This is a genomic window from Photorhabdus africana, from assembly GCF_035181445.1.
Lineage (GTDB): Bacteria > Pseudomonadota > Gammaproteobacteria > Enterobacterales > Enterobacteriaceae > Photorhabdus > Photorhabdus laumondii.
The window spans coordinates 36,950-55,268 of sequence record NZ_JAXBVE010000009.1 but is presented as its reverse complement, the minus strand read 5'-3'; the positions used below and the strand labels follow the sequence as shown (position 1 = coordinate 55,268).

Here is an 18,319-nt window from a genome sequence, read left to right as displayed (position 1 = left end):
TTCATGGTTATTTAATTCAGGAAATATATTGATAAGGTGTTTTTGATGGACAAAATCATTCCGTGGTGGTTACAAGGTGTCATCTATCAGATATATCCTAAGAGTTTTCAGGATACGACGGGTAGCGGAACAGGCGATCTTAATGGCATTACTTACCGGCTTGATTATTTGAAGAAACTAGGCGTAGATGCTATTTGGGTGACGCCTTTTTACCTCTCACCACAGGTAGATAACGGTTATGATGTCGCTGATTATTATGCGATTGATCCGGCTTACGGCTCAATGGATGATTTTAAGCGTTTGGTTGATGAGGCACATCAACGTGATATCCGTGTCATCGTGGATATTGTTTTCAACCATACCTCGACTCAACATCCTTGGTTTAAACAAGCGCAAGATATTGATAGCCCTTATCGGCAATATTACATTTGGCGGGATGGGGTACCTGGAACCCCGCCTAATAATTGGTTGTCGAAATTTGGCGGCAATGCTTGGGCGTGGCATGAAGCGAGCAAGCAGTATTATTTGCACCTGTTTGCTGTTGAGCAGGCTGATCTAAATTGGGAACATGAGCCAGTACGGGTTGAACTGAAAAAGATTTGTGAATTCTGGGCTGGCCTGGGTGTTGATGGTTTTCGTCTGGATGTCATTAACTTGGTTTCTAAACAGCAAGATTTTCCTGAGTCAACTCAGGGGGATGGGCGTCAGTTCTACACTGATGGCCCGCGTATTCATGAATTTCTGCAAGAAATGAACAGAGAAGTATTCCAGCCAGCCGGAGTGATGACGGTTGGGGAAATGTCTTCTACTTCACTGGAACATTGTCATCGCTATTCTTCATTAGATGGTGAAGAGTTGTCGATGGTTTTTGCTTTTCATCACTTAAAAGTCGATTACCCTAATGGTGAAAAATGGGTTGCAGCGCCACCCGATTTTATTGAATTGAAGAAAATTTTTGCCAAGTGGCAGCAAGGCATGTATGAACGGGCATGGAATGCGCTGTTCTGGTGTAATCACGATCAACCCCGTATTGTTTCACGCTTTGGCGGTGAAGGTGTTTGGCGGGTGCCGTCCGCTAAAATGTTAGCGATGGTACTGCATGGTATGCAGGGAACCCCTTATATCTATCAAGGGGAAGAGCTAGGAATGACTAACCCTCACTTTTCTCATATTGAAGATTACCGGGATATAGAAAGTTTAAATATTTATCAAGAGAAGATTGAGCAGGGCAATGATAAACAGCAAATCTTATCGGTCTTAGCGAAGAAATCTCGTGATAATGGGCGAACGCCAATGCAGTGGGATACGACTGCTAATGCAGGGTTTACTCAAGGGAAACCGTGGATAGCGCTGAATAGTGATTACCAAGATGTGAATGCTGAAAACGCTATGCAGGATGAGGATTCCGTTTTTCATTGTTATGCACGTTTAATCAAGCTGCGTAAGGAATATCCTGTATTGACTTATGGCAGCTATGAAGATTTATTACCATCTCATCCTTCTCTTTGGTGCTATGTGCGTCGTTGGGAAAATCAGACGTTGTTGGTTATTGCTAATCTCAGTGTTGAAGTGCAGGAATGGTCGCTGGACGCTTCTTTATCCGATTGCTCATGGGTTAAATTGATGGGGAACTATCCTGAAAGCCAATTACCGGCAAAAAATATGCAGCTACGGCCTTATGAAGCTGTTTATTGGTTAGCGGAGTAACAACGGTCTTTGTTGTTAGTTAAATGAATCGCAGGGTAGACCGCATTTTTTGCGGTCTACCTAAATTACCATCTGTCAATTCTTATTTATACCCGTCATCTTTCAAGTTGCCTCTTTGTTGGCTGCACTCACTCACCCCGGTCACATAGTTTGCTATGCTCCCGGGGATTCGCTCCCTTGCCGTCGCGATGCATCTTGAAATCTTTAGGGTATAGAATTTACTGGAATTAACGTTTCAATGCTTCTGATAATTCATCACGCATTTCAGACAGAATATCTTTAACAACGCGTGGATTACCTGCAACAATGTTGCCAGAATGAATATAATTATGACCGCCAACGAAATCAGTTACGATACCGCCAGACTCACGAACTAACAATTCGCCACCCATAAAATCCCACGGTTTTAGGCCAATTTCAAAATAACCATCCACCCGACCAGCCGCAACATAAGCCAGATCCAGAGCCGCTGAACCTGTACGACGGAAGTCAGCACAATGAACAAATAATTTACCCAATGTATTAATAAAAACAGTGGAATGATGTTTTGCTTTGAAGGGGAAACCTGTTGCCAGAATAGTGCCATCCAGATCACGGGCATTGGTGCCACGCAGACGGTAGCCATTCAACTGCGCCCCTTGACCACGGGTTGAGGTGAAAAGCTCATTACGCATTGGGTCATAAACAACTGCAACTTCAGTACGGCCTTTAATGCGTACGGCAATAGAAACGGCGAAGTGAGGGAGGCGTTTGATAAAGTTAGTCGTGCCATCCAGTGGATCGATTACCCATTGAATATCAGCCTCTTCGCCTAGCAGCTCGCCACTCTCTTCGGTAATAATCGAGTGTTTGGGATAAGATTTGCGAATAACGTCGATAATGAGTGCTTCTGCGGCTTTGTCAACATTGGTAACAAAATCGTTACTGCCTTTTTGGCTAGCTTCAACCGCATCGGGAGTTTCATAATTTTTGGCAATTAAGTTGCCGGCTTTACGCGCTGCGCGTATGGCGATAGTCAGCATCGGATGCATGGGATATCTTCCACCAGGATGTTAAAGAACAGGTAATTAATCGGCGCATAGTATAGCAGTAATTCGGAAAAATGACTAATGCTGTGTTAAGATATTTGGCTCTTATAACTATCCAGACCATTCAGAAGTTGTCATGTTAGAAAATATCCGCATTATTTTGGTTGAAACTTCCCACACCGGAAATATGGGGTCAACCGCCCGGGCAATGAAAACAATGGGATTAACTAATCTTTATCTGGTTAATCCTTTGGTTCAGCCAGACTCTCATGCGATTGCACTTTCTGCGGGTGCTAGTGATGTTATTGGTCATGCGACGATTGTCGATAGTTTGGATAAAGCGCTGGCGGGTTGCGGCTTGGTGATTGGGACCAGCGCCCGTTCAAGAACATTATCATGGCCGATGGTCGAACCTCGTGAATGCGGTGAACATAGTGTTCAACAAGCTGAACATGCGCCGGTTGCTATTGTTTTTGGCCGTGAGCGGGTAGGGCTGACCAATGAAGAATTGCAGAAGTGCCATTATCATCTGAATATTCCAACTAATTCGGAGTACGGTTCATTAAATCTGGCAATGGCGGTTCAGCTTGTCAGTTATGAAATCCGTATGGCCTATTTGGCGCGTCAGGATAAAACTGAGCAAAAAACCGATGAAGTGGAGTATCCATTAGCTAATGATATGGAACGCTTTTATCATCATCTTGAACGTGTGTTAAATGATTCTGGTTTCATTAGAAAAGCACACCCAGGTCAAATAATGAATAGATTGAGGCGTCTTTTTACCCGTGCCCGGCCTGAGATGCAGGAACTGAATATTCTGCGTGGCATCCTGTCCTCCGTTGAAAAATGGGCGAAGAAATAGTTGAGTAAATTACTAGGTTAAATAGTTGACTAAAACACTCAGGAATGACACAATTTCTTCATATTTCACCACGGGGTAATTCATTTATGAGATTGACATCTAAAGGGCGTTATGCGGTAACAGCCATGCTTGATGTGGCGTTACACTCACAAGAAGGTCCGGTACCATTGGCCGACATTTCTGAACGTCAGGGTATTTCCCTCTCCTATCTTGAGCAGTTATTTTCTCGCCTGCGCAAAAATGGTCTGGTTTCAAGTGTCCGTGGTCCGGGTGGCGGTTATTTGTTGGGCAAAGATGCCAGTGAAATTGTTGTTGCCGAAGTGATTTTCGCAGTTGATGAATCAGTAGATGCTACCCGTTGTCAGGGTAGAGAAGGGTGTCAGGGCGGTGATCGCTGTCTGACTCATGCTTTATGGCGCGATTTGAGTGATCGTATTATCGGTTTCCTGAGCGGTATCAGTTTAGAAGAATTAGTCAATAACCAAGAAGTATTGGATGTTGCTGGTCGCCAGGATAACGATAAACGCCGTGCACCTAACGGCAGAGCACAAGAAACAATTAATGTCAATCTGCGCCCATAAGCAGAACTTGTGATGAATTGAAGTATTAGAAGTAGGGAGTATGTGAGCAATGAAATTACCCATTTATTTAGATTACTCAGCAACGACACCGGTTGATCCGCGTGTTGCTGAAAAGATGATGAACTATCTGACCAGGGACGGGATATTTGGTAACCCCGCTTCTCGTTCACATCGTTTTGGCTGGCAGGCTGAAGAAGCGGTTGATATTGCCCGTAATCAGATTGCTGATTTAGTCGGTGCGGATCCGCGAGAAATTGTTTTTACTTCTGGCGCAACGGAATCTGACAATCTTGCCATTAAAGGGGCGGCTAATTTTTACCAGAAAAAGGGCAAACACATCATCACCAGCAAAACCGAACATAAAGCGGTGCTGGATACTTGCCGTCAATTAGAACGCGAAGGGTTTGAAGTTACTTATTTGGCACCTCAGAGCAACGGGGTGATTGATTTAAACGATCTGGAAGCCGCGGTGCGTGATGACACTATTCTGATTTCTATCATGCATGTTAACAATGAAATTGGTGTAGTACAGGATATTGCCGCTATCGGTGAAATGTGCCGTAGTCGCGGTATTGTTTTCCATGTTGATGCGACTCAGAGCGTAGGCAAGCTGCCAATTGACTTAACCAAATTGAAAGTCGATCTGATGTCTTTCTCCGCCCATAAAATTTACGGGCCGATGGGGATTGGCGCACTGTACGTCCGCCGTAAACCCCGCATTCGTATTGAAGCACAACAACATGGTGGCGGTCATGAACGTGGGATGCGTTCTGGTACTTTGCCTGTTCATCAGATTGTGGGGATGGGGGAAGCTTACCGTATTGCCAAGCAGGAAATGGAGAGTGAATCTCAGCGTCTGCGTGGTCTGCGGTTGCGCCTGTGGCAGGGTATCAAAGATATCGAAGAGGTCTTCCTCAACGGAGATTTAGAGCACGGTGCGCCGCATATTCTGAATGTCAGCTTCAACTATGTTGAAGGTGAATCACTGATGATGTCATTAAAAGATCTGGCGGTTTCTTCGGGTTCTGCATGTACTTCTGCCAGCTTGGAGCCTTCCTACGTATTGCGTGCGTTGGGGATGAATGACGAACTGGCTCACAGCTCTATCCGTTTCTCTTTAGGGCGCTTTACGACAGAAGAAGAGATCGACTATGCCATTGAATTGATTCACAAATCTATTGGCCGCCTGCGTGAACTTTCTCCACTGTGGGAAATGTTTAGACAAGGTGTGGATCTAAATAGTATCGAATGGTCTCATCATTAATCAGACGGTTTCAGGAGTAATAACATGGCTTACAGCGAAAAAGTAATTGATCACTATGAAAATCCACGTAACGTCGGTTCTTTCGATAGTGAAGATCCCATGGTTGGCAGCGGCATGGTCGGTGCCCCTGCGTGTGGTGATGTAATGAAACTGCAAATCAAAGTCAATAATGAAGGCATTATTGAAGATGCGCGTTTCAAAACTTACGGTTGCGGTTCTGCGATTGCTTCCAGCTCTTTAGTCACTGAATGGATGAAGGGCAAATCTCTGGAGCAGGCAGAAGCGATTAAAAATACTGAAATTGCAGATGAATTAGAACTGCCGCCAGTGAAAATCCACTGCTCTATTCTGGCAGAAGATGCGATTAAAGCAGCGATTGCGGATTACAAAAGTAAACGCCAGGGCGGATAACGGCCCTTGATAATAACAAGATATACCCTATGGATTTCAAGATGCATCGCGACGGCAAGGGAGTGAATCCCCGAGAGCATAGATGACTATGTGACCGGGGTGAGCGAGTGCGGCCAACAAAGAGACAACTTGAAAGATAACGGGTATAGAAAAAAATTTGGTGGATACGGGTTGTTACATACCATCCGGTATCCGCCTTTGCTGGTTTTAATAAGTGAGGTTGTTGTATGTCAATTTCCCTTACAGAAAGTGCCGCACAACGCGTTTCGTCATTCCTGAGTCACCGTGGAAAAGGTGTTGGTTTGCGTCTGGGCGTCAGAACATCAGGCTGCTCAGGTATGGCCTATCTGCTTGAATTTGCCGATATGATTAACGAAGATGACACTGTGTTTGAAGATAAGGGTGTCAAAGTTATCATAGATGGCAAGAGCATGGTCTATCTCGACGGTACGGAACTGGATTTTGTTAAAGAGGGCCTTAACGAAGGCTTTAAATTCAACAACCCAAATGTTTCCAGCGAATGTGGTTGTGGAGAGAGTTTTAACGTTTAATTCCGTTTTTCGGCCAAATCCAGAGTAAGTTTAGATTATGGACTATTTCACTTTATTTGGGCTGCCGGCTCGTTATGCTGTTGATCGAGAACAACTGGCAAGCTGTTATCAAGAATTGCAGCGTCAGTTTCATCCGGATCGCTTTGCTAGTCAGCCAGAGCGTGAAAAAACGCTGGCATTGCAGCAGGCAGTGACTATCAATGACGGTTATCAAACGCTTAAACATCCACTGAAACGCGCTGAATATATGCTCTCTCTGCATGGTTTTGATTTAGCCAATGAACAGCACACCATGAATGACAATGCTTTCCTGATGGAACAGCTTATGTTGCGGGAAGAATTGGAATGTATTGCCAGTGAAACCAATGCAGAAGTGGCATTGGCTGATTTTGCTGCTCGCCTGAATAGGATGATTAAAACCCGTAGTCAGCTAATGGTGCAGCAATTGGATGAACAGCTGTGGGAGCAAGCAGCCGATACGGTGCGTAAATTACGTTTTTTGGATAAATTGCAACAGCAGGTTGAGCAACTAGAAGAACGTTTACTGGACGACTTTTAAGGAAGGCGTATATGGCTTTATTACAAATTAGCGAGCCGGGTTTATCCGCTGCACCACATCAACGTCGTTTAGCTGTCGGTATTGATTTAGGCACGACACATTCATTAGTTGCCACTGTTCGCAGTGGGCAAGCGGAAACATTGATGGATAGTGAAGATCGTTACCTGCTTCCTTCGGTTGTTCGCTACCATGAAAAGGGGCTTGACATTGGTTGGCAGGCCCGTCAACAGGCTGCGTGTGATCCTGCGAATACCATCAGCTCAGTAAAACGTATGATGGGACGCTCTCTGGCTGACATTCAGCAACGTTATCCAAATCTTCCTTATCAATTTCAAGCGAGTGAAAACGGGTTGCCGTTAATCAACACCGCAACGGGTTTGGTCGATCCTATTCAGGTTTCCTCTGATATTCTTAAATCGCTGGCGCAGCGTGCAGAAGAAACACTGGATGGTAAGCTTGATGGTGTAGTGATCACTGTTCCTGCCTACTTTGATGATGCACAGCGTCAGGGAACAAAAGATGCGGCGCGTTTAGCCGGGTTACATGTTTTGCGCTTACTTAATGAACCGACTGCGGCTGCGATTGCTTATGGACTGGATTCTGGTCAGGAAGGTGTGATCGCCGTTTATGATTTAGGTGGCGGAACATTTGACGTTTCTATTCTCCGGCTAAGCCGTGGTGTCTTTGAGGTGCTGGCAACGGGTGGTGATACAGCCCTTGGCGGTGATGATTTCGATTTAATACTGGCTGACTGGATCCGTGAACAGGCGCGGATTGACAATCGAGATGACCATAGTTTGCAACGTCAGCTACTGGATATGGCTACTCAGGTAAAAATCATCTTGAGTGATGCTGATATTGCAGAGATAAACATTGCTGGCTGGCAAGGTAAAATCACCCGTTGTGAATTTGAAGCCCTGATAACCCCGTTGATAAAGCGGACTTTACTGGCAAGTCGCCGGGCATTGAAAGATGCAGAAGTCTCTGCGGATGAGGTTCTACAGGTGGTTATGGTGGGTGGTTCAACCCGTGTACCGTTGGTTCGTCATAGGGTTGGCGAATTCTTTGGTCGTGAACCACTAACTTCCATTGATCCAGATAAAGTGGTGGCTGTGGGTGCTTCGATTCAGGCGGATATTCTGGTGGGTAACAAGCCAGATAGCGACATGCTGCTGTTGGATGTGATTCCGCTTTCACTTGGGCTGGAAACGATGGGGGGCTTGGTGGAAAAAGTTATCCCACGTAACACGACCATTCCGGTTGCCAAAGCGCAGGAATTCACCACCTTCAAAGACGGCCAGAGTGCAATGAGTATTCATGTGGTGCAAGGGGAAAGAGAATTGGTCAGTGATTGCCGTTCACTGGCCCGTTTTACCTTGCGTGGTATTCCGCCATTACCGGCTGGTGGGGCCCATATCCGGGTCACTTTCCAGGTAGATGCTGATGGCTTGCTGAGTGTCAGTGCGTTGGAGAAATCCACTGGCGTCGAAGCTTCTATTCAGGTGAAGCCTTCCTATGGCTTATCTGATAAAGAAATTGCTCGTATGATAAAAGATTCTATGGCAAATGCTCGGGAAGATATCAGTGCCCGCCAACTGGCAGAACAAAAAGTTGAAGCGGCACGGGTACTGGAAAGTGTCACCAGTGCGTTAGAAAAAGATGCTGATCTACTGAATGAACAAGAACAGGCGGCAATTGATGCTGCCGTAGAAACACTTATAACAAGCGTTCAGGGCAATGATCCTGAAATTATTGAAAACGCGATTAAACAACTGGATAAGCAAACGCAGGAATTCGCTGCACGCCGGATGGATTCATCTATTCGTCGGGCGTTGGCGGGCCATTCTGTGGACGAGATTTAATTATGCCGAAAATTGTATTTTTACCTCATAACGATCTTTGCCCTGATGGTGCAGTTCTGGAAGCCAATGAGGGGGAATCCATTCTGAATGTTGCATTGCGCAATGGGATTGAAATTGAGCATGCTTGTGAAAAATCCTGTGCTTGCACAACTTGCCATTGCATCGTTCGTGAAGGTTTCGATTCACTGGAAGAGAGTTCTGAACTGGAAGATGACATGCTGGATAAAGCTTGGGGGCTGGAACCGGAAAGTCGTCTGAGTTGTCAGGCTAAAGTTTCTGACGAAGATTTGGTGGTGGAAATTCCAAAATACACCATTAACCATGCCCGTGAGCACTGATTGGCAGGAGAAAAATAAATGAGCCTGAAATGGTCTAACAGCCGTGAAATCGGTGAAGCGCTATATGACAAATTTCCAGAGGTGGACCCAAAAACCGTTCGCTTTACTGATATGCACCAATGGGTTTGTGAACTGGACGATTTTGATGATGCGCCTGAAAAATCCAATGAAAAGATTTTAGAAGCGATTCTGCTTGTTTGGTTGGATGAGTTTGAATAACAAATAGCATTAATTTGTTATTTGTCTGTCATCGTTTTAAGTTAGGCTGAACTTCTGAAAAACTGGCTTTGGCCGGTTTTTTTGTAGGATGAATATCTGGCAGGCGAGCGAATCCCTGGGAGCATAGGTAACGATGTGACCGGGGTAAGCGAGTGCAGCCAACAAAGAGGCAACTTGAAAGATAACGGGTATATACCCAATGGATTTCAAGATGGATCGCGGCGGCAAGGGAGCGAATCCCCGGGAGCATAGCAAACTATGTGACCGGGGTGAGTGAGTGCAGCCAACAAAGAGGCAACTTGAAAGATAACGGGTATAGAAGCTTGAATAAGCTCCTCACTGCCATCAAGCGGTAATAATAAGAGGCGAGAAAAGAATGACTAAACAAATCATGCCAATAACACTGTCTTATGAACCAGCAGCAGCCTGCTGGGGTGAAAAAGCGCTGATGAGTTCTAGTGAGCAAGGGGTGATGATTCACCTGGTTGGTAAAGGTAAATTAGGGGCGGTTCAACGTGCCGGACGTAAAATTGACGGGCAGGGAATTCGTCATGTGGCTCTGGTTGGCGAAGGTTGGGATTTAGAGAAAAGTTGGGCTTTCTGGCAGGGATTTCGTGCGCCGAAAGGTAATCGTTCTATCGAATGGCCTCAATTGCCTGCGGCTGAAAAACAGGAGCTGGAAAGCAGAATTAAAATTATTGATTGGGTGCGTGACACCATCAACATGTCAGCGGAAGAGCTTGGGCCGGAACAATTGGCGAAGCGTGCGATTGACCTGATGTGTGGTATGGCTTGTGAATCAGTAAGTTATCGCATTATTAAAGGCGAAGATTTACGTGAGCAGGGTTATACGGGTATTCACACCGTTGGCCGTGGTTCTTCTCGTGATCCGATCTTATTGGCGTTGGATTACAACCCAACTGGCAACCCGCAAGCGCCGGTGTTTGCCTGTCTGGTAGGTAAAGGCGTCACATTTGATACTGGCGGCTACAGCCTGAAACAATCTTCCTTTATGGATTCCATGAAATCGGATATGGGGGGAGCCGCAACTCTGACAGGTGCATTGGCGCTGGCAATCAGTCGTGGCTTGAAACAGCGAGTTAAACTGTTCCTCTGCATAGCGGATAACATGGTCAGTGGTAACGCCTTTAAACTGGGTGATGTTATTCATTACCGTAATGGCAAATCTGTTGAAGTGATGAATACGGATGCGGAAGGTCGTCTGGTGCTGGCTGATGGTTTAATTGATGCCAGTAAAGAGAAAGCGAAATTAATCATTGATGCGGCAACCTTGACCGGTGCAGCGAAAACGGCTGTGGGTAATGACTACCACTCTGTACTCAGCTTTGATGACAAACTGGCGGCTGATCTGTTGGCGGCGGCGGCATCCGAGAATGAACTGTTCTGGCGTTTACCATTAGCTGAATTCCATCGTAGCCAATTGCCATCGAATTTTGCTGACTTGAACAACGTTGCTGCGTCATCGCATACTGCGGGTGCTAGCACCGCGGCGGCTTTCCTGTCTCACTTTGTGGAAGCATACCAAAAAGGTTGGATTCACATTGATTGCTCGGCAACTTATCGTAAATCCGCGGTAGAACATTGGTCCGCTGGGGCAACGGGTTATGGCGTTCGTTCAATTGCTAATTTATTGTTGGCGAAGGCGAAATAAATTTATTTTATCTAAAAAAACTGATTGGAGATTTTTATGGGTTCATTAAGTGAATTAATTTCGGTTGAAATTGATGTTCCAAGTGGTAGTAAGCTAACACTTAGCCAACCGGAAGAATATCCTTCGCAGCTCATTGAAGCTTTGGTCAGTTTATTTAGCCAACGTAAACCTGTTCGCCGTGCTTTTATCATTCAAGCTCATGATAAAAATGTGGATGAAACCCCCAACTTATTAATTGGGCTGGAAATAAATGGCACCGCAGACGAAATTGAACAACTGATCCATGAAGCGGGCACGATTGCGTGTGAATACACATCGGAAGAAGAGCCGATTGACTTCTGTTTAGTTGATGAAAAAGAGAGTGGCATTAGTCACTATTTGATTCAGCATACGCAGCCATTTTACCAGCGTAAATTAGGCAGTTGGTTACGTGGAAGCATTCCGGTTATGAATAAGTGATTATTTAGCGGTGATAATATAATTGTCGGTAGAATTGAAGTCTCCTATTTATTACCACAACCATTATCGAATCAAGTAAGAATTAAAGAGTCTGAGCCCAGTAAAATATAGGGCTCAGACCTTGGTAATCCAGTAGTTTAACTTGTTCAATTTTTTGAGAATAATTCACAGAATTGGGGAGTTTTGGTTGCTATATTTTAGTTCAATGGTTCCCTTCTGGCACTCTAAGCAACTATATCCTATGGATTTTAAGATGCATTGAGATGGCAAGGGCGCGAATCCCCGGGAGCATAGTGAACTATGTGACCGGGATGAGCGAGTACAGCCAACAAAAAGGCAACTTGAAAGATAACGGATATAGCAGCTTTATCTGTATCTGGTAGTCAAGCTCAATAACTTTTACCAGGTTTTTAACTTGAAAAGCCGACCAGATTCTCCTTCGTCATGCAGTTGAAGAACAATTTCTGTACTGTCAAACACTGGCAGCTCTTTAGGAGATCTAGTAGGAAGATCTGAATCTATTAGTGTGATAACAGACTGAATACCTAGTTCAACGTAATCACGTAAAATAGCCAATAAATTCTCTTTCTTTCTATTATCCAAAGACTCGAATATTCCATCATGAAAGGCAAAATGAGGAAATTTCTCATCTTTATGAGCTCTTAGTACAGATAAATCAAAAGCGATACATAGCAGCTTTCTATAAGTATGTCCTAAATCTGCACTCGTTGCGTTGCCTGATTCATCAAGAATTTCCGCTTTAAATTGCAAGTGTCCCTCTCGATTTGGAGATACACTGAGTAATGCTTTACGGCTAATGACAGTATCAACAATTTCACTAAAATAGAGCCGAATTTGAGAGAAAATGCTAGCTTGATCGGAGTTCTGAGACTCAACATTATTCTCAATTTTGGATTGTAAATGACTACACTCTTCGGAAAGCGATCGAATTTTAGTTCTAAGCTCTTGCAACTTGTGTAGATGTGCCTTTTGTCTCTCTAGAGTTTCAATATCCGCACGTAAGGAAACGAGTTCTCTTGAGAGAATTTTATATTTGGAAAAAACCTCTGTGTCACTTAAGAATGACAAACTTTTCGAACGACGTTTTCCTAGTTCGTTTAGCCTAGTGTTTATGCTTCTCAATTTGGCTTCAATTTCTGACTTTTCTTCAGTCAGATATCCAAATCGTTCTTCAGTTATCGCTTTATTAAATCCTAACAGTTGTTCGAAGTCCTTTTTTATCTGACCGCTAAAAAGCACGCCTGCCTCATTGAAAAGCTTTTCAGCTTCTTCAGTATTGAATAAAACTTTATCCTCCTCTAAGGATTTTAGGATTTTCTTTCTATTCTGATTTAACGAATATCTTTCCTGATTAAGACTTGCGATCTCTTCATCTATCTCTTCAACAAGTACTTTTGTTTTCTCTTTGTCTTGTTGTCGAAAATCAAACGCATCAAGAAGTTCCTGTTTCTTCTCCGCATCTTTCTTCTTTAATAGCAAAATGCCTTCAACTTTACTGATGTCTTCGAGTGACCCCCCCAACTCTTTCTTTACCGCTTTTTCAGTTGTCTGTTTCTCTTCCAGAGCTTTTTCTTTTTTATAGTGTTCTTTTATAAGCTCTGCATTAAATCCGAGTATATGAGAGAGATAGGGCTTCCATGATGCATCTTTGGAACGAAACTTTCTCAATTGGAAAACATCGCTATAATCATCCTGAGATCGAATAAGGTATCCAAGACTATTGCGGTAACTCCAGGGTTTTATCACGCTAAGATCAAGTAAACTATCTAGCAGCTCTTTGGCTTTATCAAAAGAGACATCTTCATGATCCCATTGATCTGTAGGCAAAAGAGAGTAATCTTGATTTTTTTCTTGATGTTTCTTGAAGCATATCTTCGAGGGTTGGGCAACATCCCTACGGATAGTCAAGAAACTTGAATCTTTTAGTTCGATCTCAAGAAAAAAGACAAACTGATTAAATATGTCAGGGTGTTTAAATAGGAAAAAGTCTGTATTTCGCCTAGATAATAGTGCGAAGTCTATCACACGACCCAATGTGCTTTTCCCTAGATTATGTGTGTCTTTTTCTTTGTTTTCTGGGAGCCGAATTTCACCATATATAACATTAAGCCCTTCGTGAAAAGCAATGGGCTCAAAAAGAGATGGCTTGTTTGAATAAATCTTAGATAGTTTCATTGTTATTAGCTACATATTCAATGGCATCAGTTTTAGAACGATATTCAATGATACCCATAATAAATAAAAAGTTTAGAGCTGGGAGAAACAATACATCACCACCGGAAACTGCTTTCTTTGTATAGCTCAGCAGGTCGCTATAATTCTCAATTCTCAATCCTTTAAGACGTGAAATAATAATCAAAGCAACATTGATTACTGTTCTGTCTGGATGGGAATGTTTAGTTGGTCGCAGCATATTCTTCTTCACTACCGATGTCGCAATTCCAATACATGTAAAAAAGCATTATTTTAGTAAGTCGTCTATGCTTTTTTAGAACAGGATCCCTTCCAAAAAGAAGATCGAAAAGGTAATTCATTACGCTATCAAAGTTTTGATATTCCTTTCTTTTTGCAATTATTTTAAGTTGAAACTCTTCAACTACATTTTCATAGAGCTGCATAATTTCTGCATTTTCTGGTGCAGCCAGAAAAGCTTTAATCTGAGCTGTCTCTTTCAAATATCTTCTTCTTAATATTTCAGCATATTCGTTGCTCATGTTGTTAATTTGGTTTTTCTGACTATAGGGTATTCTGGGGGTTGGTGGATCGTCTTTCGTAGATAAACCTTTTTTTTGCTGAGCCGCTAAAGCGTATACAACATCAGAAAGATCGTCGGGGCTTACGATTAAAGGGGAGTCCACCGGATCAAGAGCAGCTCTCCCAGCAACCTTCGGAAAAGATTTAAGCCATGTTTCCAATAATTCTATACCACAAAGGCAAATAGAGGATTCGGGTATATCGCACTCTTTTGCTAAATAGGATCTTATCTCACTTTCTGCATTACCTGCCAGCCGCCTGTTAGAAAACAACATGTAGTGATCTAATTGTTTCGCATTTCGTAGCTTTTTAATCCTGACAATTTCTTTACTTAAAACACTTGAGTTGCCATCAGGATTGTAGAAATCAGATTCCGAAAAGAGCTTGTTGTACCCGTTAGTATGTTTTGCTTGGATAATGATGGTGCCACTCCAAGGTGCAGATATGCTGGGATAAAGAGCACTGGTACCTATAAACTTGGCATCTCTGCCGCCATCGGGGCCTTTCGAGAAGCCTTGTACGGCAATCCCATGTAGTTCTTGGCATAAAAAAACGATCAGTTGCTCAAATTGGTCGTCACCCAAATCTTCATAAGCATACTTCATTTATCTATAAATTCCCCTGTTGGTTTAATAGGGATAATTTCAAGCCGCATTCCAATCGCATTTAATGATGAACACAGAGTTCTTATGGTCGGATTCCCTGTTGCTGAGAGTGCTTTGTAGAGAGATTCTCTAGATAAACCAGTCTCTTTGGCAATAAAGGAGAATCCACCATGAGCCTTGGCAACTTGTCTTGCAGTTTCCAGTAACAAACGAACATCTTGAGTTTTCCTGCTCTCATTCAATTCTGGGCTAAGGTGTCCAATAGCACTCTTGTTTTTTACAGACTTACCCAATTTTCCTGCCCCCTTTTAACTTGTTATCAGAAGTTAGAGTACTGTAGTTTAAAAGATACAAATAATAAATAATAATCTTAGCTGAGCAACTGGGATATACCCGTCATCTTTCAAACTGCCTCTTTGTTGGCTGCACTCACTCACTCCGATCACATAGTTAGCTATGCTCCCGGGGATTCGCTCCCTTGCCGCCGCGATGCAACTTGAAATCTATTGAGTATAGTTGTCGGTAGAATTGAAGTCTCCCATTTATTACCGACTATTACCGAATCAAGTAGAAATTAAAGAGTCTGAGCCCAGTAAAATATAGGGCTCAGACTTTGATGATCGCGTGATTTAATTGCTCAATTTTGGGGGGCAACTCACAAGGTCAGGATAGTTTTGATTGCCGTATTTTTTTAATAAATATTAGTTACAAAAATTTTAATTACTCTTATTGAATATTATTTGCAAAATAAATTAATTTTATCGTTGTTTTATAAGTTTTCTTTTAACTCGAATAGATACAATAAATAAGGAAGAGATAATTATAATCCAATTTTATTTTATATATAATAGGATAATATTAAATTGGAGATTTAAATTAATAAATTAAAAACCAATAAAATAAAGATATTTTTATTTTTTTATAAAGAAAATAATAGTGAGATTTAATGTAAAAGATAATGACGAAAAAATAAATTAAAGCCCTGATAATCTGTGAATAATTCAGTGCCTCCATTATGTGTTAACTTCTTGTCTTTTAAATAAATAAAATCATGCGTAATTTATTTTTATATTTTCTCATAAAAAATTAAATTTAACTCTCTCAGGGAAAATCTTTATAGAATAGATAAAGTATAATCTGGTAATACATATTTTCTTTTTTTATGGCTTGTTTTAATAGTTACTTTATAAAATTGTTAATAAATTATTTTATAAAGATTTTTAAAGTTCACTATATGGATAGTTAAATAGGTAATAATTTTAAAAGAAAATATTGTTAAAAATTAGCAATATTTTTTGCCTTAAATAGCTATGTTATACAAAACAATTGTTTATTTGTTTTATGCTATTTTTATCACATTTATATTAAAAAAATATGTTAATTGTTTTTTACGTAATTAACTTTAGTGTTACGTTTATGGACAGGGATTTTAAATTGCGTGGCCGGGATAGCCCATCACTTCTAGGTTTTATTGACAGGTGTTTAATTAAATAGAAAGGTTTTTATACCCTATGGATTTCAAGATGCATCGCGGCGGCAAAGGAGCGAATCCCTGGGAGCATAGCAAACTATGTGACCGGGGTGAGTGAGTGCAGCCAACAAAGAGGCAACTTGAAAGATGACGGGTATATCTAAGCTTTGAACTTATGGAGAAATATATGTCTTTAAAGAGGAAAGTTTCATATTCGGAAGAGGTTAGTGGTTCAGCAAAGGCAAATGAGGTATTGACCTGGCTACAGGCTTATATTCCAGGTAAAGATCCTAATATTGTCGTTGGGCATGAGCCCAGTAAAGATGCGGCGAAAGAATTAATCCGAAGTGATTACCGTTGGGGGCATCAGAGTGATGACAAATCTGAAACTTTTCAATTAACGTATAATTTTCTGGAGAGTGAACCGGATGATATGCTGTGGAGTATTTCTGGATTTTCAGCATTTAATGAAGAACAAAAAGCTGCTGCAAAACTGTCAATTCAATCTTGGGCTGATGTCGCGAATATTAAATTCACCGAAACCTATGATATCAAGGAAGCGAATATCACTTTTGGTTTCTTTGATTTTAGTTTAACAGGTGATTATGCGTTTGCTGAGATGCCGAATCCAGGTTTGAAACAAGTCGGAACTTGGTATAACTCGGAAAGCCGTACTTTCTTAAAAAATGATATTGGAGTGAATGGCTATGGTCGCCATACGTTTACTCATGAGATCGGCCATACATTAGGGTTGGATCATCCGGCTGATTATGATGCGTCTGATAAGGTAGTACCGACTTACAAGAATAAGGCTACTTATTTTGAAGATAGCGGTGCTTATACCATCATGGGTTATTTCAGTGAAAAAAATACTGGACAGGACTTTAAAGGTATTGATTCTTCTGCGCCATTACTTAACGATATTTCTGCTATTCAGTCGTTGTATGGCGCAAATAATACTACTCGTACCGATGACACGGTATATGGTTTTAATTCCAACACAGATCGCGATTTCTTTACGGCAAAAGATGCAAAGAGCAAACTCGTGTTCACTGCCTGGGATGCGGGTGGTAATGATACCTTTGATTTCTCTGGTTTTACTCAGGATCAACGCATTAACTTGAATGAAGCTTCTTTCTCGGATGTTGGTGGTTTGAAAGGAAACATTTCTATCGCTCGTGGTGTCACGATTGAAAATGTGATTGGCGGCAGTGGAAATGACATTCTGATAGGAAATGACGCCAACAATATTCTAAAGGGTGGTGCAGGTGATGACATCATCTATGGTGGCTTGGGAGCTGATCAGCTTTGGGGTGGGGAAGGCAAGGACACATTTGTCTATCTAAGCGCCAAGGAGTCACCTTTCCTTGAGCGTGATTGGATCCATGACTTTGTTTCCGGTGAGGACAAGATCGATGTGTCATTGTTCGATCTGGGTGAAGCAGAAAAAGGCACTATTAAGTTTGTCGAGGAATTCACTGGCGCTATTGGGGAAGCAGTGATCAGCTATGATAGTGTTAACAAGGTAAATGATTTCGTTATTAATATGGGGGGAGAATTATCCCATGATGGTTTTGGGGTGAAGATCGTCGGAGAACCGCTGACAGAGGCTGATTTCATCCTTTCATAACACAACCACACAACCGCATCTGACCGGATGCGGTTATTCGTTTAGTCACTTTGAGCGTCTGGGCGTGCAATTTTGCTGTCTTCTGTATTCCGTCTTCCGTCTTCTGTCTTCTGTCTTCTGTTTCCTGTCCATGTGATTGGAGTTCCTAATCTATTATTTTTCTATTATATAATAAGTCAAATACATTTGAATAAGTAATTAATGGTGTGATTTTTTTATTTTAGAACAATAAACAAATAATTTATTTTTAATTTAAAATTATTTATTGATGATATTAAATGTAATTAATGCATACATTGTTCGTATTATTTCATTATGACAAAAC

At 42.0% G+C, this 18,319-nt stretch carries 17 protein-coding genes and 1 pseudogene; 13 read left to right on the top strand and 5 right to left on the bottom strand.

The window, feature by feature from the left end; genetic code table 11:
- Positions 1-45 precede the first annotated feature (45 nt).
- Positions 46-1,707 carry an alpha,alpha-phosphotrehalase gene (gene treC / locus SLS51_RS07310; RefSeq protein ID WP_323836891.1) on the top strand — a complete coding sequence of 554 codons (1,662 nt, stop codon included), beginning with the start codon at positions 46-48 and terminating at the stop codon, positions 1,705-1,707.
- Positions 1,708-1,934: 227 nt separating this feature from the next.
- Here treC and suhB read toward each other — a convergent pair whose 3' ends face one another.
- Positions 1,935-2,738: an inositol-1-monophosphatase gene (gene suhB, locus SLS51_RS07305; RefSeq protein WP_323836889.1), complete on the bottom strand. Its 804-nt coding sequence runs from the start codon at positions 2,736-2,738 to the stop codon at positions 1,935-1,937.
- A 133-nt stretch (positions 2,739-2,871) separates the two neighbouring features.
- On the opposite strand from suhB, the gene trmJ reads away from it, so the two are divergent.
- From trmJ to SLS51_RS07250, 11 genes and pseudogenes are all read left to right on the top strand, one after another.
- On the top strand, positions 2,872-3,597 hold the full coding sequence (gene trmJ, locus SLS51_RS07300) for a tRNA (cytosine(32)/uridine(32)-2'-O)-methyltransferase TrmJ (protein WP_323836887.1): 726 nt from the start codon (positions 2,872-2,874) through the stop codon (positions 3,595-3,597).
- Positions 3,598-3,683: 86 nt separating this feature from the next.
- Entirely contained in the window at positions 3,684-4,178 is a 495-nt protein-coding gene (gene iscR, locus SLS51_RS07295) for a Fe-S cluster assembly transcriptional regulator IscR (RefSeq protein ID WP_323836885.1), read from the top strand.
- Positions 4,179-4,227: 49 nt separating this feature from the next.
- Positions 4,228-5,442, top strand: a complete 1,215-nt coding sequence (locus SLS51_RS07290) for an IscS subfamily cysteine desulfurase (RefSeq protein WP_323836883.1) — start codon at positions 4,228-4,230, stop codon at positions 5,440-5,442.
- 24 nt (positions 5,443-5,466) lie between these two features.
- Positions 5,467-5,853 carry a Fe-S cluster assembly scaffold IscU gene (iscU, locus tag SLS51_RS07285; RefSeq protein WP_323836881.1) on the top strand — a complete coding sequence of 129 codons (387 nt, stop codon included), beginning with the start codon at positions 5,467-5,469 and terminating at the stop codon, positions 5,851-5,853.
- 227 nt (positions 5,854-6,080) lie between these two features.
- Positions 6,081-6,404 (top strand): iron-sulfur cluster assembly protein IscA, encoded by a 324-nt coding sequence (iscA, locus tag SLS51_RS07280; RefSeq protein WP_113041710.1) that lies wholly within the window; start codon positions 6,081-6,083, stop codon positions 6,402-6,404.
- Positions 6,405-6,441: 37 nt separating this feature from the next.
- Positions 6,442-6,963 carry a co-chaperone HscB gene (hscB, locus tag SLS51_RS07275; protein WP_323836879.1) on the top strand — a complete coding sequence of 174 codons (522 nt, stop codon included), beginning with the start codon at positions 6,442-6,444 and terminating at the stop codon, positions 6,961-6,963.
- A gap of 11 nt (positions 6,964-6,974) precedes the next feature.
- Positions 6,975-8,825, top strand: a complete 1,851-nt coding sequence (gene hscA, locus SLS51_RS07270) for a Fe-S protein assembly chaperone HscA (protein WP_323836876.1) — start codon at positions 6,975-6,977, stop codon at positions 8,823-8,825.
- A gap of 2 nt (positions 8,826-8,827) precedes the next feature.
- Positions 8,828-9,163 carry an ISC system 2Fe-2S type ferredoxin gene (gene fdx, locus SLS51_RS07265; RefSeq protein ID WP_323836874.1) on the top strand — a complete coding sequence of 112 codons (336 nt, stop codon included), beginning with the start codon at positions 8,828-8,830 and terminating at the stop codon, positions 9,161-9,163.
- An 18-nt stretch (positions 9,164-9,181) separates the two neighbouring features.
- Positions 9,182-9,382: a Fe-S cluster assembly protein IscX gene (gene iscX, locus SLS51_RS07260; RefSeq protein WP_323836872.1), complete on the top strand. Its 201-nt coding sequence runs from the start codon at positions 9,182-9,184 to the stop codon at positions 9,380-9,382.
- Between the two features lie 376 nt (positions 9,383-9,758).
- On the top strand, positions 9,759-11,054 hold the full coding sequence (gene pepB, locus SLS51_RS07255) for an aminopeptidase PepB (protein WP_323836870.1): 1,296 nt from the start codon (positions 9,759-9,761) through the stop codon (positions 11,052-11,054).
- A 66-nt stretch (positions 11,055-11,120) separates the two neighbouring features.
- A pseudogene (locus tag SLS51_RS07250) lies at positions 11,121-11,513 on the top strand (enhanced serine sensitivity protein SseB C-terminal domain-containing protein); the annotation flags it as partial.
- Positions 11,514-11,912: 399 nt separating this feature from the next.
- On the opposite strand, the gene SLS51_RS07245 reads toward SLS51_RS07250, so the two are convergent.
- The 4 genes from SLS51_RS07245 to SLS51_RS07230 are packed head-to-tail and all read right to left on the bottom strand — an operon-like array spanning position 11,913 to position 15,186.
- On the bottom strand, positions 11,913-13,709 hold the full coding sequence (locus tag SLS51_RS07245) for a DUF2326 domain-containing protein (protein WP_323836868.1): 1,797 nt from the start codon (positions 13,707-13,709) through the stop codon (positions 11,913-11,915).
- On the bottom strand, positions 13,696-13,947 hold the full coding sequence (locus tag SLS51_RS07240; RefSeq protein WP_323836867.1) for an ABC-three component system middle component 8: 252 nt from the start codon (positions 13,945-13,947) through the stop codon (positions 13,696-13,698). Before SLS51_RS07240 ends, SLS51_RS07245 begins: the two co-directional genes overlap by 14 nt.
- Complete coding sequence (locus tag SLS51_RS07235; RefSeq protein ID WP_323836864.1) at positions 13,931-14,893, bottom strand: ABC-three component system protein; 963 nt, start codon at positions 14,891-14,893, stop codon at positions 13,931-13,933. Before SLS51_RS07235 ends, SLS51_RS07240 begins: the two co-directional genes overlap by 17 nt.
- Positions 14,890-15,186 carry an addiction module antidote protein gene (locus SLS51_RS07230; protein ID WP_323836862.1) on the bottom strand — a complete coding sequence of 99 codons (297 nt, stop codon included), beginning with the start codon at positions 15,184-15,186 and terminating at the stop codon, positions 14,890-14,892. Before SLS51_RS07230 ends, SLS51_RS07235 begins: the two co-directional genes overlap by 4 nt.
- 1,365 nt (positions 15,187-16,551) lie before the next feature.
- On the opposite strand from SLS51_RS07230, the gene prtA reads away from it, so the two are divergent.
- The gene (gene prtA, locus SLS51_RS07225) at positions 16,552-17,994 is read left to right on the top strand and encodes a serralysin (protein WP_323836860.1); all 1,443 of its coding nucleotides are present in this window, start codon (positions 16,552-16,554) and stop codon (positions 17,992-17,994) included.
- Positions 17,995-18,319 lie beyond the last annotated feature (325 nt).